19 protein-coding genes are annotated in these 25,096 nt (G+C 69.8%); 9 read left to right on the top strand and 10 right to left on the bottom strand.

What is annotated here, in order from left to right; all coding sequences use genetic code 11:
* Positions 1-132: 132 nt before the first annotated feature.
* Entirely contained in the window at positions 133-1,044 is a 912-nt protein-coding gene (locus tag ACSSVZ_RS08570; RefSeq protein ID WP_453969387.1) for a LysR family transcriptional regulator, read from the top strand.
* A gap of 128 nt (positions 1,045-1,172) precedes the next feature.
* Here the strand turns inward: ACSSVZ_RS08570 and ACSSVZ_RS08565 are convergent, their stop codons facing one another.
* Together ACSSVZ_RS08565 and ACSSVZ_RS08560 are read right to left on the bottom strand one after the other, a co-directional pair.
* Positions 1,173-2,936, bottom strand: coding sequence for an OFA family MFS transporter (locus ACSSVZ_RS08565; protein WP_453969386.1), 1,764 nt, complete (start codon positions 2,934-2,936; stop codon positions 1,173-1,175).
* Between the two features lie 318 nt (positions 2,937-3,254).
* Positions 3,255-4,496 (bottom strand): GGDEF domain-containing protein, encoded by a 1,242-nt coding sequence (locus ACSSVZ_RS08560; RefSeq protein ID WP_453969385.1) that lies wholly within the window; start codon positions 4,494-4,496, stop codon positions 3,255-3,257.
* 300 nt (positions 4,497-4,796) lie between these two features.
* Between ACSSVZ_RS08560 and ACSSVZ_RS08555 the strand changes: the two genes are divergently transcribed.
* From ACSSVZ_RS08555 to ACSSVZ_RS08520, 8 genes are all read left to right on the top strand, one after another.
* A complete protein-coding gene (locus tag ACSSVZ_RS08555; protein WP_453969384.1) occupies positions 4,797-5,345 on the top strand; it encodes a formate dehydrogenase subunit gamma in 549 nt (182 codons plus the stop codon).
* A gap of 4 nt (positions 5,346-5,349) precedes the next feature.
* On the top strand, positions 5,350-6,912 hold the full coding sequence (locus tag ACSSVZ_RS08550) for a formate dehydrogenase beta subunit (RefSeq protein ID WP_453969383.1): 1,563 nt from the start codon (positions 5,350-5,352) through the stop codon (positions 6,910-6,912).
* A gap of 31 nt (positions 6,913-6,943) precedes the next feature.
* Positions 6,944-9,781, top strand: coding sequence for a formate dehydrogenase subunit alpha (fdhF, locus tag ACSSVZ_RS08545; protein WP_453969382.1), 2,838 nt, complete (start codon positions 6,944-6,946; stop codon positions 9,779-9,781).
* 2 nt (positions 9,782-9,783) lie between these two features.
* Positions 9,784-10,602 carry a formate dehydrogenase accessory sulfurtransferase FdhD gene (gene fdhD, locus ACSSVZ_RS08540; RefSeq protein ID WP_453969381.1) on the top strand — a complete coding sequence of 273 codons (819 nt, stop codon included), beginning with the start codon at positions 9,784-9,786 and terminating at the stop codon, positions 10,600-10,602.
* A 57-nt stretch (positions 10,603-10,659) separates the two neighbouring features.
* A complete protein-coding gene (locus tag ACSSVZ_RS08535; protein WP_453969380.1) occupies positions 10,660-10,881 on the top strand; it encodes a formate dehydrogenase subunit delta in 222 nt (73 codons plus the stop codon).
* Between the two features lie 185 nt (positions 10,882-11,066).
* Positions 11,067-11,924 (top strand): FAD binding domain-containing protein, encoded by an 858-nt coding sequence (locus tag ACSSVZ_RS08530; RefSeq protein ID WP_453969379.1) that lies wholly within the window; start codon positions 11,067-11,069, stop codon positions 11,922-11,924.
* On the top strand, positions 11,921-12,403 hold the full coding sequence (locus ACSSVZ_RS08525) for a (2Fe-2S)-binding protein (protein WP_453969378.1): 483 nt from the start codon (positions 11,921-11,923) through the stop codon (positions 12,401-12,403). Before ACSSVZ_RS08530 ends, ACSSVZ_RS08525 begins: the two co-directional genes overlap by 4 nt.
* Positions 12,403-14,709, top strand: coding sequence for a xanthine dehydrogenase family protein molybdopterin-binding subunit (locus tag ACSSVZ_RS08520; protein WP_453969377.1), 2,307 nt, complete (start codon positions 12,403-12,405; stop codon positions 14,707-14,709). Before ACSSVZ_RS08525 ends, ACSSVZ_RS08520 begins: the two co-directional genes overlap by 1 nt.
* Positions 14,710-14,724: 15 nt before the next feature.
* Here the strand turns inward: ACSSVZ_RS08520 and ACSSVZ_RS08515 are convergent, their stop codons facing one another.
* The 8 genes from ACSSVZ_RS08515 to ACSSVZ_RS08480 form a co-directional block, all read right to left on the bottom strand.
* A complete protein-coding gene (locus tag ACSSVZ_RS08515; protein WP_453969376.1) occupies positions 14,725-15,471 on the bottom strand; it encodes an ABC transporter ATP-binding protein in 747 nt (248 codons plus the stop codon).
* Positions 15,468-16,235, bottom strand: a complete 768-nt coding sequence (locus ACSSVZ_RS08510; RefSeq protein ID WP_453969375.1) for an ABC transporter ATP-binding protein — start codon at positions 16,233-16,235, stop codon at positions 15,468-15,470. The genes ACSSVZ_RS08515 and ACSSVZ_RS08510 overlap by 4 nt, the downstream gene beginning before the upstream one ends.
* Complete coding sequence (locus tag ACSSVZ_RS08505; RefSeq protein ID WP_453969374.1) at positions 16,232-18,121, bottom strand: ABC transporter permease; 1,890 nt, start codon at positions 18,119-18,121, stop codon at positions 16,232-16,234. The genes ACSSVZ_RS08510 and ACSSVZ_RS08505 overlap by 4 nt, the downstream gene beginning before the upstream one ends.
* A 150-nt stretch (positions 18,122-18,271) precedes the next feature.
* Positions 18,272-19,477: an ABC transporter substrate-binding protein gene (locus ACSSVZ_RS08500; protein WP_453969373.1), complete on the bottom strand. Its 1,206-nt coding sequence runs from the start codon at positions 19,475-19,477 to the stop codon at positions 18,272-18,274.
* Between the two features lie 116 nt (positions 19,478-19,593).
* Positions 19,594-21,414: a single-stranded-DNA-specific exonuclease RecJ gene (gene recJ, locus ACSSVZ_RS08495; RefSeq protein WP_453969372.1), complete on the bottom strand. Its 1,821-nt coding sequence runs from the start codon at positions 21,412-21,414 to the stop codon at positions 19,594-19,596.
* Positions 21,415-21,445: 31 nt separating this feature from the next.
* The gene (glpX, locus tag ACSSVZ_RS08490; protein WP_453969371.1) at positions 21,446-22,450 is read right to left on the bottom strand and encodes a class II fructose-bisphosphatase; all 1,005 of its coding nucleotides are present in this window, start codon (positions 22,448-22,450) and stop codon (positions 21,446-21,448) included.
* Complete coding sequence (locus tag ACSSVZ_RS08485) at positions 22,440-23,807, bottom strand: homoserine dehydrogenase (RefSeq protein WP_453969370.1); 1,368 nt, start codon at positions 23,805-23,807, stop codon at positions 22,440-22,442. Before ACSSVZ_RS08485 ends, glpX begins: the two co-directional genes overlap by 11 nt.
* 23 nt (positions 23,808-23,830) lie before the next feature.
* Positions 23,831-25,051, bottom strand: coding sequence for an LL-diaminopimelate aminotransferase (locus tag ACSSVZ_RS08480; RefSeq protein WP_453969369.1), 1,221 nt, complete (start codon positions 25,049-25,051; stop codon positions 23,831-23,833).
* Between the last annotated feature and the right edge of the window lie 45 nt (positions 25,052-25,096).

The following is a 25,096-nucleotide window of genomic DNA, read 5'->3' as shown; positions in this document are numbered from 1 at the left end:
CAAGGGTAGATTATAACGGCCATTTCCGCGATCCTGCCATAAGACGGTTCGACAATCGGGAACGCAAGCCGTAACCCGGCGCTGGTTCAGAGCGGCAACGGCCGTCTGGGAGGAACGGAAGAAGGACTGGCCTTGGATATCCGGCAACTGAATTATCTGGTCGTGCTGGCCCGCGAGAAGCACTTCACCCGCGCAGCCGCGGTCTGCGGCGTGACCCAGCCCACGCTGTCCGGCCGGATCCGCCAGCTGGAGGAAGAGTTCGGCATTCCGATCGTCAAGCGGGGCCACCGGTTTCACGGCCTGACGCCGGAAGGCGAGCAGATCGTCAAGCGGGCGACGTCGATCCTCGAGGACTGGGAGGCGATGCAGCAGGACCTCGGCCGCATGAAGGGCCACCTCAGCGGCCAGGTGACCATCGGGGTGATTCCCTCCGCCCTGCCCCGCGTGGTGCTGCTGACCCGGCAGATCGGGGAGGAATTTCCCGGCATCGTGTTCACCATCCTGTCGATGTCGTCCCAGGAAATCCGCCAGGGCCTCGACAACTTCCAGCTCGATGCCGGCATCACCTATCTCGACAACGAGCCGATCGCCCAGGTGCGCATGGCGACCCTCTACCGGGAGCGGTTCCGCCTCATCACGCCCCTCGACCATCCGCTTGCCGGCCGCAAGGTCGTCACCTGGGCCGAGGCGGCGGCCTACCCGCTGGCCCTGCTGACGCCGGACATGCAGAACCGCCGCATCGTCAACGCCGCCTTCGTGGAGGCCGGCGTGACCCCGATCGCCAGGATCGAGACCAACTCCATCATCGCGCTGGTCACCCACGTGCGCGACGGCCAGATGGCCGCCGTGCTGCCGGAACTGTCGCTGGAGGCGTTCGGCCGGCTGGACGGCATCACCGCCATCGCCCTCGAAGAGCCCCACGTCGACCACGCCGTCGGCCTGGTGGTTCCCGACCGCGACCCGCTCTCGCCGCTGGTCGATGCCGTCTATCGGGCGGCTCTGAAGGCGGAAGACTACAGCGCCGGACACTTCGCGGTCGCCTGAGCCATCGGCCAGGCCGCCTTTTCTCGATCCGATCGGGACGTCGGCACGGCCGACACCCCCACGAAACACGGCGCCCGCGATCTCCCCGGGCGCCGTGGCAGCTGCGGTCGACGAGCTGGGCCGTGTGCCTATTCGGCCGGTGCCCGCCGTCCGACGACCGCGGCGTCGGCCTCGTAACGCTCCTGCTCGCGTTCGGGCTCCGTCTCCATGAAGTGGTGCGGCTTCACCGGCCTCAGCGCCACGTTGGCGAAGAAGGCGATCACCAGCAGCGCGGCCATGCAGTACATGGTCGTGTTGTAGAGGCTCGGGGTCGGATCGACGGTACCCGCTGGCGCGATTTCCATGAGCCGGCCGACGGTCACCGTGTTCGCCGCGACGAGCTGGTCGAGCTGGTCGAGGCCCGCACCGAACTTCTGCTGGAAGGCCTGTGGATCGACCTTCGCGGCGAGGTCGTCGATCGCGTTGCCGATCGACATCTGCCGGAGATAGGTGATCGCGAACGGACCGAGGACGCCGGCGGTGCTCCAGGCGGTGAGCAGCCGCCCGTGGATGCCGCCGACGAACATCGTCCCGAACACGTCGGCCAGATAGGCCGGGATGGTGGCGAACCCGCCGCCGTACATGGTGAAGATGATCATCGTGGCGGCATAGAAGACCACCAGCCAGATGACCGCCGGGCTGGCGCTCACCGCCTGCGCCGTGAACGGGATCGACAGATAGAGGATCGTCCCGAGCACGAAGAAGCAGTGATAGGTGTTCTTGCGGCCGATGAAGTCGGAGGTGCTCGCCCAGAAGAAGCGGCCGACCATGTTGAACACCGAGATCATCAGCACGTACGTGGCCGCGAAGGCCCCGTCGACGAGCCCGGGAAGCGTCGTCCCGAAGATCTCCGTCATCATGGTCTTGGCAACGCCGATCACGCCGATGCCGGCGGTCACGTTGAAGCAGAGCATGATCCACAGCAGCCAGAACTGCGGGGTCTTCAGTGCCTGGTCGATGTGGACGTTGCCGGAGGTGATCATCCGCCGGCCGCTCTCCTCCTCGCTCGGCGGCGTCCAGCCGGCCGGCTGCCAGCCGGCACGCGGCACGCGGTAGATGAACGACGCGATGATCATCACCACGAAGTAGCCGATGCCCAGCGTCAGGAACGTCATCGCTGCGCCGGTGTTGCCGGTGCCGACGACGTAGACCCCCTCCGGGCCCGGCACGATCATCCGCGGCACTTCCGCCGCGGTGACCACGACGACCTCCTGGAGGTTGCCGGCGACGGTCGCGAACTGGGCGCCCGCCTGGGTGGTCAGGTCGACGTCGGCGATCGGCCCGAGATAGGTCGGCGCGACGTAATAGAGGTGGAGGAGCCAGTCGATCAGCGGAGCGCCGATCATCGCGCCGCCACCGAAGCCCATGATCGCCATGCCGGTCGCCATGCCGCGCCGGTCGGGAAACCAGCGGATCAGCGTCGACACCGGCGAGACGTAGCCGAGGCCGAGGCCGCAGCCGCCGATCACCCCGTAGCCGAGATAGACGAGCCACAGCTGGTGGGTGACGATCCCCAGCGAGCCGACCACGAAGCCGCCTCCCCAGCAGAACGCCGCGGTGACGCCCACGCAGCGCGGACCGACCTTCTCCAGCCACTTGCCGGCAAGCGCCGCGCACAGGCCCAGAAACACGATCGCCACCGAGAAGATCCAGACGACGGAGCTCAGCGACCAATCGCCAGGCGCCGGGGTCACCACGCCGAATTCGCGAATGAGCGCCGGGTTGAAGATGCTCCAGGCGTACACCGACCCAATACACAGGTGGATGGCGATGGACGCCGGCGGGACCCACCAGCGGCTGAAACCCTCCGGCGCGACGATCGACTCTTTGAGGAGAAATCGAGGTATAGCCATGTAGATACATCCTCCCTGTCACCCCCGGCGTCAGCCAAGAGGCTGCCCACAGGAGTGTTTTTCTTTCTTCCGCCTACCGCCGGCCGCACCGAAAGGCGCGCGTGCAATCTTCGAGAATTTGCTATTGAGGGGAATCAGGGCCAATTCTTGCGGGACGGCGATCGGCGCTATCGAACGCCGAGCTTTGCTGTCCGCAAAATAGAAATTTTCTATCTCGTCATTGCCACTGCCAATCAACCTAGACGTGCCGTTGATTTCACACCCCAGCCGGAGCGGGCGTGCCCGAGCTGGCTGCGGCCGGTACGGGGGAGGAAAGCCTCAGTCGGCCCGCTCGGAGGGCCGGCCGTGCCGGGTCGCATACATCGACCGGTCGGCCGCCTCCACCAGCTCGCCCAGCGTGGTGCCGTCGGCCGGGCCCGTGGCGACGCCGACGCTGATGGAGAGACCCTGGCCGCCGTGCTTGAACTCAAGCCTTTCGGCGGCATCGCGGATCGCACGCGCCAGCACACCGGCGGGCGTCCGGTCGGCTGCCGGAGCGATGATGACGAATTCGTCGCCGCCATAGCGATAGATCGGATCGGTGTCGCGGACGGTCTCGTGCATCAATGCGACGAAGTCATTGAGGACCAGATCGCCGGCGGAATGCCCGTGTGCGTCGTTGATCTTCTTGAAGCCGTCGATGTCGATCATGAAGAGGCTGACGGGCTCGCCGCGTCCGACCGACTTCTGGATCAGCGCCGCTCCGCCTTCGAACAGCGACCGCCGGTTTTCCGCCCCGGTCAGCGCGTCCAGGCGCGCCGTCTCGCGCATTTCCTCGAATCGCTGCCGGTAGGTGAGGACGCCGAAGACGTCCCGAAGCCGGTTCTGGTGATCCGACGCGTCGAGATGGCCCTCGAGGTAGCGCAGATAGGCCCACAGCACGAAGCTGTAGACCCCCGATGCCACCACCTTGCCGAAGAAGCCGCCCGCCCCCGCCGAGAACGGGACGCCGAAGAAGGCATGCAGCGCGGTGAAGAAGGCCAGCTGATCGAAGGCGAGCACGACGACGGCGCTGACCCAGAGGCGCCCGAAGAGGGGCAGCCACCGGACGCGGCAGAGGCGCTCGTACAGCAGGATCAGCACCACGGAATCGACGAACAGAAGCACCGTTCCCCAGACGGACAGCCAAGTCGATTCCGCGACCATGTCGATCGCGAAGCCGGCGGCCGACGTTCCGATCCGGGTCTGATAGCTGACCAGCAGCACCACCGCGATGATGACGAAGTTGCCGATGAGCAGGCCGTAGATCGGCTGCCGCACCACCTGCGCGTCCTCGCGGATGTAGACCAGCAGCAGCAGCAGCAGCTTTCCGGTGAAGAGGACGACGGAACCGGGCGTGTAGACCACCGGTCCCAGGCCGACGAACACGGTGATCGCCAGATAGTTCTCGGCAAACGTCAGCGCACACAACGCACAGAAGAAAGTGCCAATACCGATCCACTTACGGTAATGGAACATCGCCAGCATGATGCTGTAGTAAACGGCTGCCTGAGCAAGCGCATATCCCAGATCAGCGAGCATGGGGCGGACGATTCTCCAAGACGGTTCGATATGGATAGTGCACGAAAAGACCTTCCAATCCATCTATCGGGCAGCGCCTCGGCAGCCTCGCCGCAGCGCCTCTCCGGGCGGCAACGGCGCGCCGTCGCCGGACCGCCGGCCGCCGTCGTTCAATAGGCATACCCTATGATCCGATCCGCACAATCGATTGGAACTTTTCCAGACAATCAGGAACCTTGGGCGTAGAATGGGGTCGCGTGCCAAGCGAATTCGAATGGCGAAAACGAGCACCCCCACCTGATTGTGGGTCGGAGGAAACGTATGGTGGGCTCGGCGAACGGGCGAAGCCCTGTCGGTGGCAGGGCCGGCGCCAGTATTCCAACCGACGAGACTTCCACGGAACTTGCGGTTCTCTGCGATACGCACGGCAACCGGGCGGATGCGCTGATCGAAATCCTGCATGCCGTGCAGGCGCACTTCGGCCACGTGCCGGCCCAGGCGGCACCGGTGCTCGCCTCCGCGCTCAACCTGTCGCGCGCCGAAGTCCACGGGGTGATCAGCTTCTATCACGACTTCCACACCGCCCCGCCGGGGCGCCACGTCCTGAAGCTGTGCCGGGCGGAGGCGTGCCAGTCCGTCGGTGCCGAGGCGCTCTTCGATCACGCTTGCGTGACGCTCGGCATTGAGCCGGGCGGCACCACCGCCGACGGTGCGCTGACCGTCGAGCCGGTCTATTGCCTCGGCAACTGCGCACTCGGGCCTGCGGCGCTGGTCGACGGCAAGCTCCTGGCGCGGCTGACGCGCGACCGGGTCGACGGGCTGATCGCGGCGGCCCGCGCCGACGCGGCGACCGCCCAGCCGGCGGAGTGAGGCCATGAGCAATTCCATCGTCGTCACCGTCCCGAAAGACGCCGCCGCCCGCTCCGTCGGCGCAGATGACGTCGCCGCGCGGATCGCCGAAGCGGCGGCTGCGCGGGGTGTCGCCATCGTTCTCAGGCGGACCGGCACCCGCGGCCTGCTGTTCATGGAGCCGCTGGTCGAGGTGGAGACGGACGCCGGGCGCATCGCCTATGGCCCGGTGACGCCGGAGGACGTCGAATCGCTGTTCGAGGCCGGCTTCCCCCATGCGGACGGTCACCCCCTGCACCTCGGGCCGATCGAGGACCTGCCCTATTTCGCCCGCCAGGAGCGGGTGACGTTCGCGCGCTGCGGCGTGATCGACCCGGCCGACGTGGCCGACTACCGCGCCCACCGCGGCTTCAAGGGGCTCCAGGCCGCCCTTGCCATGCCCGCCGGCGACATCGTCGAGGCGGTGCTGGCCTCCGGCCTGCGCGGGCGCGGCGGAGCCGGCTTCCCGACCGGCATCAAGTGGCGCACCGTCGCCGGCATCGAGGCGGCCGAGAAGTACATCTGCTGCAACGCCGACGAAGGCGATTCCGGCACCTTCGCCGACCGCATCCTGATGGAAGGCGACCCGTTCCTGCTTATCGAGGGCATGACGATCGCCGGCATCGCCGTCGGCGCCGACACCGGCTACGTCTACATCCGCTCCGAATATCCCGACGCCATCGCCGCCATGCGCACCGCGATCGCCGCCTGCGAGGCGGACGGCGCGCTCGGCGACGACATCCTCGGCTCGGGGCGCCGCTTCCGGCTGCATGTGCGCGTCGGCGCCGGCGCCTACATCTGCGGCGAGGAGTCGGCGATGCTCGACAGCCTCGAGGGCAAGCGCGGCATCGTGCGCGCCAAGCCGCCGATCCCGGCGATCGCCGGCCTGTTCGGCAAGCCCACGGTCGTCAACAACGTGCTCACCTTCGCCGCCGTCCCCTCCATCCTCGCCGACGGCGCGGACCGCTACGAGGCGTTCGGCGTCGGCAAGTCGCGCGGCACCATGCCGTTCCAGCTCGCCGGCAACATCGCCCGCGGCGGTCTGGTCGAGCTGGCGTTCGGCGTGACGCTGCGCGAGCTCGTCGAGGATTTCGGCGGCGGCACGCTGACCGGCCGGCCGGTGCGCGCGGTGCAGGTCGGCGGCCCGCTGGGCGCCTATGTGCCGGCCGACCGGATGGACCTGCCGATGGACTACGAGGCGTTCGCTGAAGCCGGCTTCATGGTCGGCCACGGCGGGCTGGTGGTGTTTGACGAGACCGTCGACATGGCCGCCCAGGCGCGCTTCGCCTTCGAGTTCTGCGCGATCGAGTCCTGCGGCAAGTGCACGCCCTGCCGGGTCGGCGCGGTGCGCGGCCGCGAGACGGTGGAGAAGATCATGGCCGGCCAGAACGTCGCCGCCAACGTCGCCATCGTCGAGGACCTCTGCACGCTGATGACCGACGCCTCGCTCTGCGCCATGGGCGGGCTGACGCCGATGCCGGTGATGAGCGCGCTCAAGTATTTCCCGGAGGACTTCGACCGGGCCGCCGCGCAGGTCGCAGCCGAATGACCCCGGCGGGCACAGGAAACGGGAGGACCCGATGACACTCCTGAAGGAACTGAACTACGGCACGCCGGAGAAGACGGCGCCGGCGACGGTGACGCTCCGGGTCGACAGCCACGAGATCACCGTGCCGGAGGGCACCTCGGTGATGCGCGCGGCGATCGAGGCCGGGCTGTCGATCCCCAAGCTCTGCGCCACCGACAGCGTCGAGCCGTTCGGCTCCTGCCGCCTGTGCCTGGTGGAGATCGAGGGCCGGCGCGGCACCCCGGCTTCGTGCACGACCCCTGTCGCCGACGGCATGGTGGTGAAGACCCAGACGCCGCGCCTGGAGGCGCTGCGCAAGGGCGTGATGGAGCTCTACATCTCCGACCATCCGCTCGACTGCCTCACCTGCTCGGCCAACGGCGACTGCGAGCTGCAGGACATGGCCGGCGACGTCGGCCTGCGCGAGGTGCGCTACGGCTACGCCGGCGAGAACCACCTCGACCAGCCGAAGGACGTCTCCAACCCGTATTTCCAGTTCGACCCGTCGAAGTGCATCGTCTGCTCGCGCTGCGTGCGCGCCTGCGAGGAGGTCCAGGGCACCTTCGCGCTGACCATCGAGGGACGCGGCTTCGATTCGAAGGTGTCGGCCGGCTCAGGCTTTGACGACTTCCTGTCGTCGGAGTGCGTGTCGTGCGGCGCCTGCGTCCAGGCCTGCCCGACGGCGACGCTGCAGGAGAAGTCGGTCGTCGACCACGGCGTGCCGAACCGCACCGTGCTCACCACCTGCGCCTATTGCGGCGTCGGCTGCTCCTTCAAGGCGGAACTGAAGGGCGAGGAAGTGGTCCGCATGGTCCCCTACAAGGACGGCGGCGCCAACGAGGGCCACTCCTGCGTCAAGGGCCGCTTCGCCTTCGGATACGCCACCCACAAAGACCGCATCACCACGCCGATGATCCGCGACACGATCCAGGATCCGTGGCGCCCGGTGTCATGGGACGAGGCGATCGGCTTCGCCACCGACCGCTTTAAGGCGATCCAGGCGAAATACGGCCGCGGCTCCATCGGCGCCGTCACCTCCTCGCGCTGCACCAACGAGGAGGTCTACGTCGTCCAGAAGCTGGTGCGCGCGGCCTTCCACAACAACAACGTCGACACCTGCGCCCGCGTCTGCCACTCGCCGACCGGCTACGGCCTGAAGACGGCGTTCGGCACCTCCGCCGGCACTCAGGACTTCAAGTCGGTGGAAAAGACCGACGTCGTTCTTCTCATCGGGGCGAACCCGACCGACGGGCACCCGGTGTTCGCCTCGCGCATGAAGAAGCGGCTGCGCGAGGGCGCGAAGCTGATCGTCGTCGATCCGCGCCGGATCGATCTGGTCCGCTCGCCCCACATCAGGGCGGCGCACCATCTGCAGCTGCAGCCGGGCACCAACGTCGCCATCATGAACGCGCTCGGCCACGTGATCGTCACCGAGGGCCTCGTCGATCGCGCCTTCGTGGAAGAGCGCTGCGACCCGGTTTCCTTCGCCCGCTGGGAGGATTTCATCTCACAGCCCGAAAACAGCCCGGAAGCGATGTCGGAGAAGACAGGCGTGCCGGCCGGCGAGATCCGCGCCGCGGCCCGGCTGTTCGCCACCGGCGGCAACGGCGCGATCTACTACGGCCTCGGCGTCACCGAGCACAGCCAGGGCTCGACCATGGTGATGGCCATGGCGAACCTCGCCATGGCGACGGGCAACCTCGGGCGCGAAGGCGTCGGCGTGAACCCGCTGCGCGGCCAGAACAACGTCCAGGGCTCCTGCGACATGGGCTCGTTCCCGCACGAGTTCCCTGGCTACCGGCACGTGGGCGAGACCGCGGTCCGTGAACTGTTCGAGGAGCGCTGGGGCGTGCCGCTCGACGACGAGCCGGGCCTGCGCATTCCCAACATGCTGTCCGCCGCCGTCGACGGCACCTTCATGGGGCTGCTCGTCCAGGGCGAGGACATCGCCCAGTCCGATCCGGACACCCAGCACGTCACCGCCGGCCTGGAGGCGATGGAATGCGTCGTCGTGCAGGACCTGTTCCTGAACGAGACCGCCTCCTACGCCCACGTGTTCCTGCCCGGCACCTCGTTCCTGGAGAAGGACGGCACCTTCACCAACGCCGAGCGCCGCATCAACCGCGTGCGGCCGGTGATGGCCTCGAAGACCGGCCTGCAGGAATGGGAGGTCATCTGCCGGCTCGCCGACGCCATGGGCTATCCCATGAGCTACGCCTCCGGCGCGGAGATCATGGACGAGATCGCCGCCATGACGCCGACCTTCGCGGGCGTCTCGTTCGACAAGCTCGACCGCCTGGGTTCGCTGCAGTGGCCCTGCAACGACGCCGCCCCCGACGGCACGCCGACCATGCACGTGGGCGGGTTCTCGCGCGGCAAGGGCCAGTTCTCGCTGACCAAGTTCGTGCCGACCGACGAGCGGACGAACCGCTTCTTCCCGCTGATCCTGACCACCGGGCGCATCCTGTCCCAGTACAACGTCGGCGCCCAGACGCGCCGCACGGAGAACTCGATCTGGCATCCGGAGGACGTGCTGGAGCTCCATCCCCACGACGCCGACGTACGCGGCATCGAGGACGGCGGGATGGTGTCGTTGGCGTCGCGCAAGGGCGCCACGACGCTCCGGGCGCGGATCACCGAGCGGATGCCCCAGGGCGTGGTCTACACCACCTTCCATCACCCGGTGAGCGGCGCCAACGTGGTCACCACGGAGAACTCCGACTGGGCCACCAACTGCCCGGAATACAAGGTGACGGCCGTGCAGGTGACGCTCTCCAACCAGCCGTCCGACTGGCAGCGCGAGTACGACCGCCAGCGGTCGGAACGCACCGTGATCGAAGCGGCGGAGTGACCATGGCGGATCCGGCGCGTCCTCTCGCCGCCGCGCCCGGCGGCTCGGCACCGGCGCCGCGGGTGCGGACCCGCGTCTGGCGACCGGATGCGGCCGCCACCGAGGGCGTGTGGGCGCTCGCCGAGGAGATCCCGCTGGAGATCCGGATCAACGGTGCGCCCCACGCGGTGATGATGGTGACCCCGTCGGACCTTCAGGACTTCGCGGTCGGCTTCGCGCTCACCGAGGCCATCGTCGACGACGCTGGCGCCATCGAGGCCGTGGATCTGTCCCGGGAGGCGGATGGCCTGGTCGCCAACCTGACGATCGCCGAGGCGGCCCTTGCCGGCGGCATCGAGCGCGGGCGCGGCCTCGCCGGCCGCTCCGGCTGCGGCGTCTGCGGCGTCACCGCGCTCGGCGACGCGGTGCGGGCGCCGAAGCCGGTTCCGGCCCGGCCGCCGGTCCGGCCCGAGGCAATCGCTACGGCTTTTGCACAGCTTTCTCAGCACCAGCCGCTCAACCGGGTGAACCACTCGGTGCACGCCGCCGCGCTCGCCGGCCCCGACGGCACCATCCGCGCCGCGCGCGAGGACGTCGGCCGCCACAACGCGCTCGACAAGCTGATCGGGTCGCTCGCCCGTTCCGGCGGACTGCCCGTCGACGGCTTCATCGTGCTGTCGAGCCGGGCCAGCTTCGAGATGGTGCTGAAGGCGGCCGTCGCCGGCGCGCCGCTGGTGGCCTCGGTGTCGGCACCGACCACCCTCGCCCTCGACTGCGCCCGTCAGGCCGGCATCAAGCTTGCGGCAGCCGGTCCCGACGGCGCCGTGGTGCTGATCGACTGAGGTCTGAGGCAAACGACGCACCGGCTGCAACATTCGGCAAGAACCAAGAGGCATTCGATGGAGACGGCGGAGCTCACCCGCATGGCCAACCAGATGGCCGACTATTTCTCCGCCTACGGCCACGACGAGGCGGTGGCGGGGATCGCGGATCACATCCAGAAATTCTGGGATCCGCGGATGCGGCGCGGCCTTCTCGACATGGTGCGCGGCGGCGCTGCGGAGCTCGACCCGCTGGTCGTCGAAGCGTCCGCCCTCCTGAAGATGCCCGCCGATTCCTGATCGCGGAACAGCCGCTTCGCCCTGATTTGCCGCACCACGGCGGCGAAAGCGCCGGTGCGTCGGCGCCGGGGCGGTTTGCGCATTGCCATGCCGGCCCGCAGCGCCACAATCGGAGGCGCGCCGCGGCCGTGCGATTCGCACGGTTCCGGTGAGCGATGACCGCCTCTGACCGGATACGGTTGCCATTGAAGCCGGCTGCCTTCGACTACCACGCTCCCAGGACGATCGACGAGGCACTCGGGATTCTCTCGCAGGCTGGCGGTGACGCGCGCATCCTTGCCGGCGGCCAGAGCCTCGTGCCGGCGATGGCGTTCCGCCTCGCGCAGCCCGGCGTGATCGTCGACATCAACCGCCTTGCCGACGCACCCCGGTTGTCGGAGGAAGATAACCGGCTGGAAATCGGCCCGCTGGTCCGCCACGAGGACCTGCGCCGCTCCACCTCGCGCGCGCCGCTCAGCGAGCTCCTCGCCCACCTTGCCGAGCACATCGGAACCTGGCCGGTGCGCAGCCGCGGCACCTTCTGCGGCAGCGTCGCCTTCGGCGACCCGGCATCGGAATGGTGTCTCGCGGTGCTGGCGCTGGAAGCCAACCTGACGCTGGAGAGCGCCGCCGACGGCCCGCGCTCGGTGCCGGCCGCGGAGTTCTTCCAGAGCATGCAGATGACCGCCGCGCGCGAGGACGAGATGCTGACGGCGGTGACCATCCCCGCCCTGCCCGCGACCGCGCGCTGGGGCTTTGCCGAATTCACCCGCCGCACCGGCGATTTCGCCACCGTGCTCGCGCTCACCCTGCACGAGCTCAAGGGCGGCCGGATGACCCGCGTTCGCGTGGCCGTCGGCGGCGTCGAGGGGGTCCCGCGCCGGCTGACCGAGGTCGAGGCGGCGCTCGAGGGCGCGGCCCCGAGCAAGGTGCGCTTCGAACAGGCGGCAGCACTTGCCGCCGAAGTCGTGGAGCCCATCGACGATCCGGTGGTCGACGCCCTCCACCGCCGGGAGCTGGTGGGCGAGATGGTGCTCCGCGCGCTGCAGGGATCGACCCGATGACCGCGCCCCGGACCGTCCGCTTCCGCCTCAACGGCTCCGATACCGCCGTGACGATCGAGCCCCGCCGCACGGTGGCCGACATGCTGCGCCTCGATCTGCGCCTGACCGGCACCACCGTCGGCTGCGACCAGGGCGTCTGCGGCACCTGCACCGTCATCGTCGACGGCGAGCCGGTGCGCGCCTGCCTGATGTTCGCCGCCCAGCTCGACGGCGCCGAGGTGCGCACCGTCGAGGGGCTGGCAAAGGACGGCAAGCTCAGCGCGCTGCAGCAGGCCTTCATCGACGAGGACGCCGTCCAGTGCGGTTACTGCACGCCCGGCTTCCTGATGCTCGCCACCGCGGCGCTGGAACACGACCCGTTCATGGAGGACGAGGCACTGGACGCCGTCGTGTCCGCCAACCTCTGCCGCTGCACCGGCTACGGCCCCATCCGCCGCGCGGTGCGCAAGGCCGCCAAGACCGGCCGGCGGTCGACCTGATGCGGCACCTCGGGCGCTCCCTCCCCCGCCTCGAAGCAAGCCCGCTGGTCGCCGGCCGCGGCTGGTTCGTCGGCGCCATCGACATGGGCGACCAGCTGTCGATGCGGGTGGTGCGGTCGCCCTTCCCGCACGCCCGCATCACCAGCGTCGACGTGTCGGAGGCGCTGGCGCTGCCGGGCGTCGTGGCGGCATGGAGCTGGGCCGATCTCGGCGACCTGCCGCCGATCGGCTACCGCCGCGACGGGAGCGACGCGCTGGCGCCGTACCGCCAGCCGATCCTGGCGAGCGACGTGGTGCGCTATGTCGGCGAGCCCGTGGCCGTGGTGTTCGCCGAGGACGCGGCGCTCGCCGAGGACGCCGCCGACCGGGTCGATTTCCGCGCCGACCTGCTCGATGCCTCGGTCGATCCCGCCACCAGCACCTTCGGCGGCAGCAGCGACCGCGCCACCGCCGCCGTGGTCGAGCAGCGCTTCGGCGACGTGGACGCGGCCTTCGCCGCCGCCGACCTGGTGGTCGAGCTGGAGCTGGAGATCGGCCGCCATTCGGCCGTTCCGCTGGAGCCGCGCGGTCTCGTCGCCCGCTGGGACGGCGCCCGCGACATGCTCGACGTGTTCGGCGCCGCCCGCTTCCCCCACATCGACCGCGACATGCTGGCCGCCCAGATCGGCCGCCCGGCATCGCGCGTGGCGCTGATCGAGAGCCACGTCGGCGGCGGGTTCGGCGTGCGCGGCGAAATCGGGCCGGAAGACGTCCTCGTCTGCCTGGCGGCGCTGCGCCTCGGCCGGCCGGTCGCCTGGATCGAGGACCGCAGCGAGCACATGATCGCCGCCGCCCACGCCCGCGGCCAGCGCCACATCGCCCGCGTCGCCGCCCAGGACGACGGCCGGCTGGTCGCCATGGACGTCACCTTCATGCTCGACCAGGGGGCCTATCTGCGCCCCGACGGGCTGCTGACGGCGCAGCTGACCGCCGCGATGCTGCCCGGCCCCTACCGGCTCGACGCGTTTCGCGCCGTCGGCGACGTGCGGCTGACCCACAAGACCCCGGCCGGCACCTACCGGGCGGGCGGGCGCTACGAGAGCACCTTCGTGCGCGAGCGGCTGGTGGACGCGGTCGCCGACCGGCTCGGCCTCGATCCGGCCGAGGTCCGCCGGCGCAACTTCCTGACGCGACAGGACATGCCCATCGCACCGGGTGTCTCCCTCGCCGGCCAGCCGGTCGTCTACGATTCCGGCGACTATCCGAAGCTTCTCCAGCGCGCGGCCGAGACGGTCGGCCTCGCACGCCTGCGCAAGCGCATCGCGACGCGCCGGTCGAAGGGCGAACGGGTCGGGCTGGGCATGGCGTTTCTGGTCGACCGGGCCGGCGGCGGCAGCGGCGACGGCGCACGTATCACCGTCGACGAGACCGGCGCGGTGGAGGTGATCACCGGCGCCGCCGACCTCGGCCAGGGCGTGGAGACCGCGGTGGCGCAGATCGTCTCCGACATCCTCGCCATTCCCTACACCGACGTGCGGGTCGTGCACGGCCGCACCGACGCCATCGGCTTCGGACAGGGCGCGCACGGATCCCGCACCACCGTGATGACCGGCACGGCGGCCCAGCAGGCGGCGGAAAAGGTGCGCGAGAAGGTGCTGGCCGCCGCCGCCGCAATGATCGGCGTGTCGGCCGACCGGCTGATGCTGGAGGACGGCGAGGTCCGCGCCATCGAGCACGCGGGCGCGCCCGGACTGCCGCTCGGCGCCGTGGCGCACGCGCTCCGCCCGGACCGCGCGCCGATGCTCGACGTGCCCCATTCCACCGACAGCGCCGGCCTCTCGGCCGAGGCGTGGGTCTCCCTCGACCGCCCGACGTTTCCCTACGCCCTGCACGTCGCGGTGGTCCGCGTGGAGGAAGCCACCGGCGCCGTCACCGTCGAGCGCTACATGGTGGCGGCCGACGTCGGCAATCCGGTGAACCCGAAGCTCATCGAAGGGCAGCTGGGCGGCGGGGCCGCCCAGGGGATCGGCGGCGCGCTGTCGGAGGAGTTCCTGTTTTCCACGACAGGCGAACCGCTGTCGGTCACGCTCACCGACTACGCGCTGCCCACCGCGGACCGGATCCCGGATATCGAGTTCCTGATCACCGACGACGCACCCTCGCCGCTGACGCCGCTCGGCATCAAGGGCGTCGGCGAGCTCGGCACCGGTGGCGCGGGCGCGGCCATCGCCGCCGCCATCGACGACGCGCTCGGCATGCCCGGCGCGGTGACGCGGCTGCCCGTCACGCCGTCCCGCATACGGGCGATCCTGCGCGGCCTCGGCTGACGGCGCCGTCCCGGTTCAGACGCCCAGGTAGCGCGCCTGCGCGTCGGCATCGGCGGCGAGCTCCGCCATGGTGCCGGTGACCTGGACGCTGCCCTTTTCCAGCACGTAGACCCGGTCGGCGACCTCCGAAGCGAAGGCGAGGTTCTGCTCCGACAAAAGGATCGACAGCCCCTGCGCCTTCATGTCCCGGACGGTGCGGGCCATCTCCCGCACGATCATCGGCGCCACACCTTCCGACGGTTCGTCGAGCAGCAGCAGCAGCGGGTTGCCCATCAGCGTGCGGGCGACCGACAGCATCTGCTGTTCGCCGCCGGACATCTGGCCGCCGGGACGGCCCGGCATGCGGCCGAGGTTGGGAAAGAGCTCGAACAGGCGCTCCGGCGTCCAGCGCGGGGCGGGCGTGCCGTCCGGCCAGGCGCGCGGCGGATGCCGGCCGACGTCGAGGTTCTCCTCCAGCGTCAGGCCGGTGAAGATGCGGCGGTCTTCCGGCACGTAGCCGATGCCCTGGCGGGCGATCCGGTAGGCCGACTGCCCCCGGATCGGCGTTCCGAAGAAGCGGACATCGCCGGCGGTGCGCTCCACCAGCCCCATGATCGCCTTCAGGGTGGTCGACTTGCCGGCGCCGTTGCGCCCCATCAGGGCGACCACCTCGCCGCGCCCGACCTGAAGGTCGACGTCGAACAGGATGCGCGCCGCGCCGTACCACGCCGACAGCCCGGAGACCGCCAGCACCGGGTCGTCCGTCCCGCGTGCCTCGCTCATGGCGCCGCCCCGGCGCCGGTCGCCACCGGTGTGCCGAGATACTGCGCCTGCACGGCCGGATCGGCGCGCACGGCCTCGGGCGCGCCGTCGGCGATCAGACGGCCGCCGGCGAGCACCAGGATCCGGTCGGCGAAGGCGAACACCACGTCCATCGAATGTTCGGTGAACAGCACCGAGGCGCCCTCCTCGTCGACGATCCGGCGGGTCAGGGCCACGAGATCGGCGCGCTCCTTTGGCGCCATACCTGCGGTCGGCTCGTCCATCAAGAGCAGCCGCGGCCGGTTGGCGAGCGCCACGGCGAGCTCGAGCCGCTTCACGTCGCCGTAGGCCAGGCTTCGCGCGGCTTCATCCGCCAGCTCGACCAGCCCCACCCGGTCCAGCAGCGCCAGCGCGGGCGCGCGCTCGCGCACCGGCACGCCGCGCAGGAAGCGGAAGATCTCGCCGCGCGCCGACAGCAGCGCCATCTGGACGTTCTCGACCACGGTCATGGTCGGGAACACGGCGGCGATCTGGAAGGTGCGGGAAATCCCCATCCGGAACAGCCGGCGCGGCCCGAGACCGACCACCGAAGCACCCTCGTAGAGGACGTCGCCGCGATCGGGGGCGAGCTGCCCGTTGATGAGGTTGAAGCAGGTCGACTTGCCGGCGCCGTTCGGGCCGATCATCGCGACCACCTCGCCGCGCCCGACGTGGAAGCCGACGCCGTCGACCGCGGCCACGCCGCCGAAGCGCTTCGTCAGGGCGCGCACCTCCAGAACGGTCATCGCGCCGCCCTCCGCGCCAGCCGGCCGAGCGCGCCGACGCCGCCCATGATGCCGCCCGGCTGGACGAGCACGATCAGCAGGATGATGCCGCCCAGCGCCGCCCGCCAGTAGTCGGTGGTGCGCGCCACCGTGTCGGAGAGCCAGGTGAAGACCGTCGCCCCGACGATCGGCCCCAGCAGCGACTGGACGCCGCCCAGCAGCACCATCGCGAGACCATCGACCGACTTGCCGATCGAGGCGATGTCCGGGGACACCGAGCCCTTGGCGAACGCGAACAGCGCGCCGGCCAGACCGGCGGCCGCCCCGGCGACGATGAACGCCAGCCAGTGCACCCGGAACACGCCGATGCCGATCGCCTCCGCCCGGAGCGCCGAATCGCGGCCCGCCCGCATGGCGTAGCCGAATGGCGAGAACAGCAGGACGCGGAGCGCCAGGACACCCCCAACCGTGACCGCCAGTGCCAGCAGGTAGAAGCCGGCGCGGCTGTCGAACGGCGCCGAAGGCCAGGCGCCGAAGATGCCGTTGGAGCCGCCGGTGACGCCTTCCCACTGGTAGAGGATCGACCAGACGATCTGGGCGAAGGCCAGCGTCAGCATGGCCAGATAGACGCCGGAGAGCCGCACGCAGAACCAGCCGAACAGTGCGGCGCCGAGCCCGCCGGCGATCGGCGCCAGCAGCATCGCGGGGCCCATCGGCAGACCGATCCGCGTCACGGCGATCGCCGCCGCATAGGCGCCGAGCCCGAAATAGGCCGCGTGGCCGAATGAATGCAGCCCGGCCGGCCCCATGATGAAATGCAGGCTGGCGGCGAACAGCACCGCGATCAGGATGTCGGTGGCGATGACCAGCGTGTAGGGAGAGCCGGCGGTGGCCACCGGCAACGCCGCCAGCAGGCCAACGGCCAGGACAGCCGCCGCCTTCATCTGCCACGCGCTCGGGCGCAGCGGCGCCTCCGGCGCGCCGCCGTCCCGCACCTGCGCCGGCGGTCGCCCCAGCAGACCGTAGGGCCGGATCACCAGCACCACGGCCATGAACACGAACTCGGCGACGAGGGTGAATTTGGAGGCGTTGACCGTCAGCCCGAACACCGTGAGCTGTCCCAGCCCGATGCACAACGCCTTGATCTCGGCGATCAGGATCGCCGCCAGGAAGGCGCCCGGCAGCGAGCCCATGCCGCCGACCACGGTGACCACGAAGGCGGTGGCGATCACGTCGAGATCGAGGGTCAGCGTCGCCGGCTGCCGCGGCAGCTGCAGCGCGCCGCCAAGCCCGGCCAGCGCGGCCGCCAGCGCGAACACGGCGGTAAACAGAAGCGCCTGGTTGACGCCGAGGGCGCCGACCATCTCGCGGTCCTCGGTGGCGGCCCGGATCAGCCGGCCGAAGCGGCTGCGGGTCACCACCAGATGCAGGATCGCCAGCACGACCGGCCCGACGCAGATGAGGAAGATGTCGTAGCTCGGAAAGCGCCGGTCGAGGATGGTGACGGCGCCGCTCAGCCCCGGCGCCCGGGGGCCGAGCAGATCCTCCGGCCCCCAGAGCCAGAGGGCGAGATCGTTGAGGACGAGGAGGACGGCGAACGTCGACAAGAGCTGGAACAGCTCGGGCGCCCGGTAGAGGCGGCGCAGCACGCTCACCTCGATCGCGGCACCCAGCAGCCCGACCCCGAGGGTGGCGATGACGAGCCCGCCCCAGAAGCCGACCGTCCCGCCCACCGTCGTGGCCAGCGTCCACGCCCCGTAGAGGCCGAGCATGTAGAACGAGCCGTGGGCCAAATTGACGATGCGGGTGACGCCGAAGACCAGCGAGAGCCCCGCCGCGACCAGGAACAGCGTCGAGGCCTGGGCAAGCCCGTTGAGGGCCTGGAACAGGAGCGCTTCGAGGCTCATCCGCCCGTCACGGCAGCCGGCGGCACCGCGCCGGGGCCAATGCCGGTCATTGAGGAACCGCCTGTAACCATCTGATCCAACTGGAGGTTCGAACCCGTCCGGCGCGCGGGCGGTGACTGCGCGGAGGCCCCGTTGCCGGGGACCACCCGGTCAGTCGGCGGGGCGGCGCGCGGCGGCCTCTTCGGGGCTGGGCAGGACCGTGTCGCCCGCCACATAGGTGAAGTCGACCATCTGGCCGGTCCCGTCGACGAGATCGAGGTTGCCGACGAAGGCGCCCATGGTCGACTGGTGGTCACTCGCCCGGTAGGTGATCTCGCCGAACGGGGTCGTGACCTGCAGGCCCTCGAACGCGGCGATGAGCGCGTCGGTGTCGGCCGATCCGGCCTTCTCGATGCCGGCGGCGATCGACTTGATGGTGGAATAGCCGACCACCGACCCGAGCCGCGGATAGGTGTCGAAGCGGTCCTTGTAGGCCGTCAGGAAGACGTCGTGCTCCGGCGTCGTGATGCCGTACCAGGGATAGCCGGTGACCACCCACCCGGTCGGCGTGTCGGCACCCAGCGGATCCAGATATTCCGGCTCACCGGTCAGAAGGCTCACGACCGGCATCTCGTCGAACAGCCCACGGGTCTGGCCCTCGCGGACGAACTGGGAGAGATCGCCGGCGAACAGCGCGTTGAAGATGCCGTCGGGCTGGCTGTCGGCGATCGCCTGCACCACCGCGCCGGCATCGATGCCACGCAGCGGCGGCGCCTGTTCGGTCACCACGACCGCGTCCGGCACCCGCTCCTTCAGCAGCGCCTTGAAGGTTTCGGCGGCGGACGTGCCGTACTCGTAGTTGGGATAGACGACCGCCCAGCGCTTGGCGCCGGAATCCACCACCGCATCCATCAGCATGGCGACCTGCATGTAGGTCGAGGGCCGGAGCCGGAAGGTGTAGCGGTTGCCGTTGTCCCAGGTCAGCTTGTCGGTCAGCGGTTCGGAGGCGAGGAAGAACACCTTGCGCTGCTTGGCATATTCGGAGACGGCGAGCCCGATGTTCGACAGGAACGTGCCGGCGAGCACCTGCACCCCTTCGCGTGTCGTCAATTCCTCCGCCGCCCGCACGGCGTCGCCCGGATTGGCGCCGTCGTCGCGCGTGACGACTTCAAGCTTCTTGCCGAGCACGCCGCCCGCCGCGTTCACCTCGGCGACGGCCAGTTCCATGCCCTTCTGATAGGGCTCCAGGAAGGCGGGGATCGCCTTGTAGCTGTTCAGCTCGCCGATCTTGATCGTGTCCTGCGCCGCGCCAGGGGCCGATCCGAGGGCGGTGGCGAGCAGTGCCGCCGCAGCCAGCTGTCCAATCCGTCCGTACATCCCCGTCCCTCTCCCCTGCCGGCACCCGTGCGGGCCGCAGCATCCCCCCGAAGCGATACAGGCGCAAGAGCGACTGCGGCAAGGCTGCAATGCGGCGGCGGGTGGCTGAGGATGCGTCAGGCGGACACGTCGGTGAGCCTCAGGCGCACCTTGGGCACGCCGCGGAAGGTGTCGAGCATCAGCGCGCCCGCCACGTGCACCGGGCCGCCGCGCGCCGCGACGAGACGGTCGCCCAGCGCCGTGCCGCGCGCCCGGAAGGCCATCGCGTCGAGCTTGGCCCCGTCCTCCGCCTTGAGGCCGACGCGGAGGTGCACGTCTCCGACCTCGTTGACGGTGTCGACCAGCAGGTTGGAGAACGCGAACAGCGGCTCGGGATGGCGGGCACCGAACGGGCCGGCCCGCTCCAGGAGTTCGACCAGGGCCTCGTTGGCGCCGCGCGGCCCCAGCACGCCGTCGATGGAAAGGCCGTCCGATGCCTGGGCGCCGGCCACCTCGTCGGCCAGGCGTGCGCCGAGAAACTGGGTCAGCGCGTCGAGGCGGTCGGCGGCGACTGTGAAGCCGGCCGCCATCGCATGGCCGCCGCCCTTGAGCAGCAGCCCCTCCTCGACCGCCGCGCGGATCGCCGCGCCGAGGTCCACGCCCGGCACCGAGCGCGCCGAGCCGACGCCCTTGCCGTCGACATCGAAGGCGACGGCGAGCGCCGGGCGGCGATGGCGTTCCTTGAGGCGCGAAGCGACGAGGCCGACCACGCCGATGTGCCAGCCCGGCGCGGCGACGACCAGCACCGGCGGCAGCCTTCCCTCGATCTCCAGCGGCAGCAGCATCGCCTCCGCTTCCTTGAGCGCGGAGGTCTCCAGCGTCTGGCGTTCGCGGTTGAGGCGGTCGAGTTCGGCCGCGATGCGGGCCGAGGTCTCGGCATCGTCGGAGGTCAGCAGGCGCGCGCCCAGCCCCGCTTCGCCGATCCGGCCACCGGCGTTGATGCGGGGGCCGAGGACGAAGCCGAGATGATAGGTGCCGGGCGGCGCCGACAGTTTGGCGTGGTCGCAGAGCGCCGTCAGGCCCGGATTGACCCGGCTGCGCATGAGCTTCAGGCCCTTGACCACGAAGGCCCGGTTCAGGCCGGCCAGCGGGACCACGTCGCAGACGGTGCCGAGCGCCACCAGGTCGAGCAGGCCGAGCAGGTCCGGGCATCGTACCGCCGCCGCGCCGCCGCGCCGGCGCATCGCCCGGTTGAGGGCGACCAGCACGACGAAGGTCACGCCGACGGCGGCGAGGATGCCCTGGCCCGAGAGGTCGTCCTGGCGGTTGGGATTGACGATGGCGTGGGCCGGCGCCAGCGTTTCGCCGACCGGATGGTGATCGATGACGACCACCTCCATCCCGGCCCGCCGGGCCTCATCGAGCGGTTCGTGGGCAGCGCTGCCGCAGTCGACGGCGATCAGCAGGTCGGTGGTCTGGCCGATCCGCCGGATGGCGTCGACGGACGGGCCGTAGCCCTCGGTGACGCGGTCCGGCACGTAGATCGCCGCCTCGATGCCGAAGGCGCGCAGCGCCCGCACCACGAGCGCCGCGGAGGTGGCGCCGTCGACGTCGTAGTCGGCGAACACGGTGACCCGCTCGCCGCGTCCGATGGCGTCGGCGATGCGCTCGGCGGCGGCCTCGCAGTCGGTCAGCGTCGACGGATCGGGAAGCAGCGCCTTCAGGCTCGGGTCGAGGAAGGCCTCGGTGCCGTCGCAATCGACGCCCCGGCCCGCCAGCACGCGGCCGATGATCTCCGGCAGGCCATGGCGCTGGGAGATCGCCCGGGCCTCGTTTTCCTGAAGCGGATCGAGGCGGGCCTGCCAGAATCGCCCCGTCGCGGAGGTGCGAACGCCAAGAAGCGGCGCAACCGCTCCGGCGACGCCGCTTCCCTCGTTCAGTCCGATCCCGTTTGCCATCCGCATCGAATCGCAAACCGGGCCGATTCGGTCAATCGAGCTTGAACTTCTCGAAGTTCGCGTGCTCGGCCTTGATCCAGCGGACGGTCTTGGTGGACGAGCGCATCACCACGGTGTGGGTGGTGATCGAGTTCCGGCCGAACCGCACGCCCTGCAGCAGGTTGCCGTCGGTGACGCCGGTCGCGGCGAAGTACACGTCGCCGGAGGCCATCTCCTCCATCGAGTACTTCTTGTTGATGTCGGTCACGCCCATCCGTTCGGCCCGCTCGCGCTGCTCGTCCTTGTTGGTGACGAGCCGGCCCTGCATCTGGCCGCCGATGCAGCGCAGCGCGGCCGCCGCCAGCACGCCCTCGGGCGCACCGCCGATGCCCATGTAGATGTCGATCCCGGTGTCTTCCGGGTTCGTCGTGTGGATCACGCCGGCGATGTCGCCGTCGCCGATCAGGCGGATGGCCGCGCCGGTGGCGCGCACTTCCTCGATCAGCTTGGCGTGGCGCGGACGGTCGAGGATGCAGGCGGTCACTTCGTAGACCGAGCAGCCCTTCGCCTTGGCGACCTTGGCCATCATCTCGGCCGGCGGAATGTCGAGGTCGACGAGGCCTTCCGGATAGCCCGGGCCAACCGCGATCTTCTCCATGTAGACGTCCGGCGCGTTGAGCAGGCTGCCGCCCTCCGCCAGCGCCAGCACGGCCAGCGAGTTCGGCAGGTTCTTGGCGCAGATGGTGGTGCCTTCGAGCGGGTCGAGCGCGATGTCGACCTTCGGGCCCTGCTTGGTGCCGACCTCTTCGCCGATGTAGAGCATCGGCGCCTCGTCGCGCTCGCCCTCGCCGATGACGACGGTGCCGTCGATCGCCAGCTGGTTCAGCTCCCGGCGCATGGCGTCGACGGCGGCCTGGTCGGCCGCCTTCTCGTCGCCATGGCCACGCAGCTTGGCGGCGGCAACGGCCGCGCGCTCGGTCACGCGCACGACTTCAAGGGTCAGAACACGGTCGAGAACGGCCTCGCCATGGTGAAGACCGGTTTTCTCAGCAGCCATTGTTTTTCTCCCGTCGCGCCGAAGGCGTGGTGTCGTCGAGACGCTCGATCCGTATGACCTGCGGCTCGGATGCAATTACCGAGTCGTCGGCGATGGCCGCAAGGGCCTCCCGCACGTCTTCCTCGGTCGTCTGGTGCGTGACCAGGAAAACCGGCTGCACCAGCGGCTCCCCGTCCTCCTGGCGCCCGTTCTCTCCCGCCGGCTGACGCCGCTGCACGATCGATTGGAGCGAGATGCCCTTCTCCGCCATCCGTCCGGCGATCGCCGCAAAGGCGCCCGGCCTGTCGGCGACGGACAGGCGGATGTAGTAGCTGCCGGCGTGGCGGCGCATGCGGGCGCGCGGATACGGTTCGAGCTTGTGCGCCGCGCGGCCCATCGCCGGCACGACGTAGCCGCGCGCCACGTCCGCAAGATCGGCGATGACCGCCGAGGCGGTGGCGTCGCCGCCGGCCCCGGGCCCGACCAGGATGATCTCGCCCAGCGCGTCGCCGTCGATGGCAACCGCGTTCAGCACCCCGTCGATGCGGGCGATCGCCGACGACTTCGGGACCATCGTCGGGTGGACCCGGCATTCGATGCCGTCGTCGGTGCGCAGCGCCACGCCGAGCAGCTTGATACGGAAGCCGAGCTCGTCGGCGGCCTTCAGGTCGGCCGGCTCGATGGTGCGGATTCCCTCGACATAGACCGCCTCGCCGTCGATCTCGGTCCCGAACGCCAGGCTCGTCAGGATCGCCAGCTTGTGGGCCGCGTCGAACCCGTCGATGTCGAAGGTCGGATCGGCTTCGGCATAGCCGAGGCGCTGGGCCTCGCGCAGGCAGGTCTCGAAGTCGAGACCGTCGCGCTCCATCCGGCTGAGGATGTAGTTGCAGGTGCCGTTGAGGATGCCATAGACGCGGTCGATCCGGTTGGCGAGCAGCGCCTCACGCATCGTCTTGACCACCGGAATGCCGCCGGCCACCGCGGCCTCGAAGGACAGCGAGACGGCGTTCGCCTCGGCAAGCCGGGCGAGTTCGGTCCCGTGGCGGGCGAGCAGCGCCTTGTTCGCGGTCACCACCGCGCGCTTGCCGTTGAGCGCCGCCCGGACGGCCGCATCGGCGGGATCGTCATCGCCCCCCATGAGCTCGACGAACACGTCGATATCCGCGTCGCGGGCGAGTGCGACGGGATCCTCGTACCAGACGGCTCTGGAGAGATCGACGCCACGGTCCCGGGTGCGGTCGCGCGCGCAGACAGCCACGACCTCGATGGAACGACCGCACGCGGACTTGAGCTCGTCGCGGCGGCGTTCCAACAGGCGCAGGACCGACGCTCCGACCGTACCGAGGCCGGCGACGCCGACTTTCAAAACAGGTTCCATGAAAGCCCGAGTGCTGGGAAAGTTTATCGGTGCATGCCGATTGGGATGACGTTGTGCAACGTTTCCCCAGCGGTTTCAAGGAAGCGACGTACGTTCCGGGAGGCCTGGCGGATGCGCTGTTCGTTCTCGACGAGTGCGATGCGCACATAGCCGTCGCCGTTTTCGCCGAACCCGACGCCCGGCGCGACGGCCAGCTCGGCCTTTTCCAGCAGCAGCTTGGCGAAGCCGAGACTGCCCAGTTCGCGGAACGGCTCGGGCACCGGCGCCCACGCGAACATCGACGCCGCCGGCGGCGGAATGTCCCAGCCGGCCCGGCCGAAGCTGTCGACCAGCGCATCGCGCCGCTTGCGGTAGATCTCGCGCACCTCGTCGATCGGCTCGTCGCCGCCGTTCAGCGCCGCCGCCGCCGCCACCTGAATCGGCGTGAACGCGCCGTAGTCCAGATAGGACTTCACGCGCGCCAGCGCGCTGATCAGCCGTTCGTTGCCGACGGCGAAACCGATCCGCCAGCCCGGCATCGAATAGGTCTTCGACATCGAGGTGAACTCGACCGCCACGTCCATCGCGCCCGGCACCTGCAGCACCGAGGGCGGCGGCGGCGTGTCGAAATAGATCTCCGCATAGGCGAGATCGGAGAGCACGAAAATCTCGTGTTTTTTCGCGAACGCGATGACGTCCTTGTAGAAATCGAGCGAGGCGATGCAGGCCGTCGGGTTCGACGGGTAGCAGAGAATCACGGCGATCGGCTTGGGGATCGAGTGGATCACCGCGCGCTCGAGCGCATGGAAGAACTCCGGCCCCGGCTCGGCCGGAACCGAGCGGATGACGCCGCCGGCCATCAGGAAGCCGAACGCGTGAATCGGGTAGCTCGGGTTCGGCGTCAGCACCACGTCGCCGGGCGCGGTGATCGCCTGGGCCATGTTGGCGAAGCCCTCCTTCGAGCCCAGCGTCGCCACGATCTGGCTGTCGGGATCGAGCCGCACGCCGAACCGGCGCGCATAGTAGCTCGCCTGGGCGCGTCGCAGCCCGCCGATGCCCTTCGATGCCGAGTAGCGGTTGGTGCGCGGCCGTGCGACGGTCTCGACGAGCTTGTCGATGACGAACTGCGGCGTCGGCAGGTCCGGGTTGCCCATGCCGAGATCGACGATGTCGGCGCCCTCGGCCCGAGCGGCGGCCTTCAGCCGGTTCACCTGCTCGAAGACGTACGGCGGCAAGCGTCGAATCTTGTGAAAATCGTTCGTCATCGCAATGACCCTGACCCGGAGTGAGGGATCCACACTATCACGGGT

It is taken from the genome of Amorphus sp. MBR-141, assembly GCF_053628695.1.
The sequence above is the reverse complement of the archived record's forward strand: the minus strand, read 5'-3'. Positions and strand labels throughout refer to the sequence as shown.

Coding starts and splice junctions, on each gene's coding strand:
- ACSSVZ_RS08505 (WP_453969374.1), bottom strand. CDS start 18,121: ATGAGCCTCGAAGCGCTCCTGTTCCAGGCCCTCAACGGGCTTGCCCAG.
- recJ (WP_453969372.1), bottom strand. CDS start 21,414: ATGGCAAACGGGATCGGACTGAACGAGGGAAGCGGCGTCGCCGGAGCG.
- fdhD (WP_453969381.1), top strand. CDS start 9,784: ATGGCGGATCCGGCGCGTCCTCTCGCCGCCGCGCCCGGCGGCTCGGCA.
- ACSSVZ_RS08485 (WP_453969370.1), bottom strand. CDS start 23,807: ATGGAACCTGTTTTGAAAGTCGGCGTCGCCGGCCTCGGTACGGTCGGA.
- ACSSVZ_RS08510 (WP_453969375.1), bottom strand. CDS start 16,235: ATGACCGTTCTGGAGGTGCGCGCCCTGACGAAGCGCTTCGGCGGCGTG.
- ACSSVZ_RS08515 (WP_453969376.1), bottom strand. CDS start 15,471: ATGAGCGAGGCACGCGGGACGGACGACCCGGTGCTGGCGGTCTCCGGG.
- fdhF (WP_453969382.1), top strand. CDS start 6,944: ATGACACTCCTGAAGGAACTGAACTACGGCACGCCGGAGAAGACGGCG.
- glpX (WP_453969371.1), bottom strand. CDS start 22,450: ATGGCTGCTGAGAAAACCGGTCTTCACCATGGCGAGGCCGTTCTCGAC.
- ACSSVZ_RS08555 (WP_453969384.1), top strand. CDS start 4,797: ATGGTGGGCTCGGCGAACGGGCGAAGCCCTGTCGGTGGCAGGGCCGGC.
- ACSSVZ_RS08535 (WP_453969380.1), top strand. CDS start 10,660: ATGGAGACGGCGGAGCTCACCCGCATGGCCAACCAGATGGCCGACTAT.
- ACSSVZ_RS08520 (WP_453969377.1), top strand. CDS start 12,403: ATGCGGCACCTCGGGCGCTCCCTCCCCCGCCTCGAAGCAAGCCCGCTG.
- ACSSVZ_RS08565 (WP_453969386.1), bottom strand. CDS start 2,936: ATGGCTATACCTCGATTTCTCCTCAAAGAGTCGATCGTCGCGCCGGAG.
- ACSSVZ_RS08525 (WP_453969378.1), top strand. CDS start 11,921: ATGACCGCGCCCCGGACCGTCCGCTTCCGCCTCAACGGCTCCGATACC.
- ACSSVZ_RS08550 (WP_453969383.1), top strand. CDS start 5,350: ATGAGCAATTCCATCGTCGTCACCGTCCCGAAAGACGCCGCCGCCCGC.
- ACSSVZ_RS08480 (WP_453969369.1), bottom strand. CDS start 25,051: ATGACGAACGATTTTCACAAGATTCGACGCTTGCCGCCGTACGTCTTC.
- ACSSVZ_RS08500 (WP_453969373.1), bottom strand. CDS start 19,477: ATGTACGGACGGATTGGACAGCTGGCTGCGGCGGCACTGCTCGCCACC.
- ACSSVZ_RS08560 (WP_453969385.1), bottom strand. CDS start 4,496: ATGCTCGCTGATCTGGGATATGCGCTTGCTCAGGCAGCCGTTTACTAC.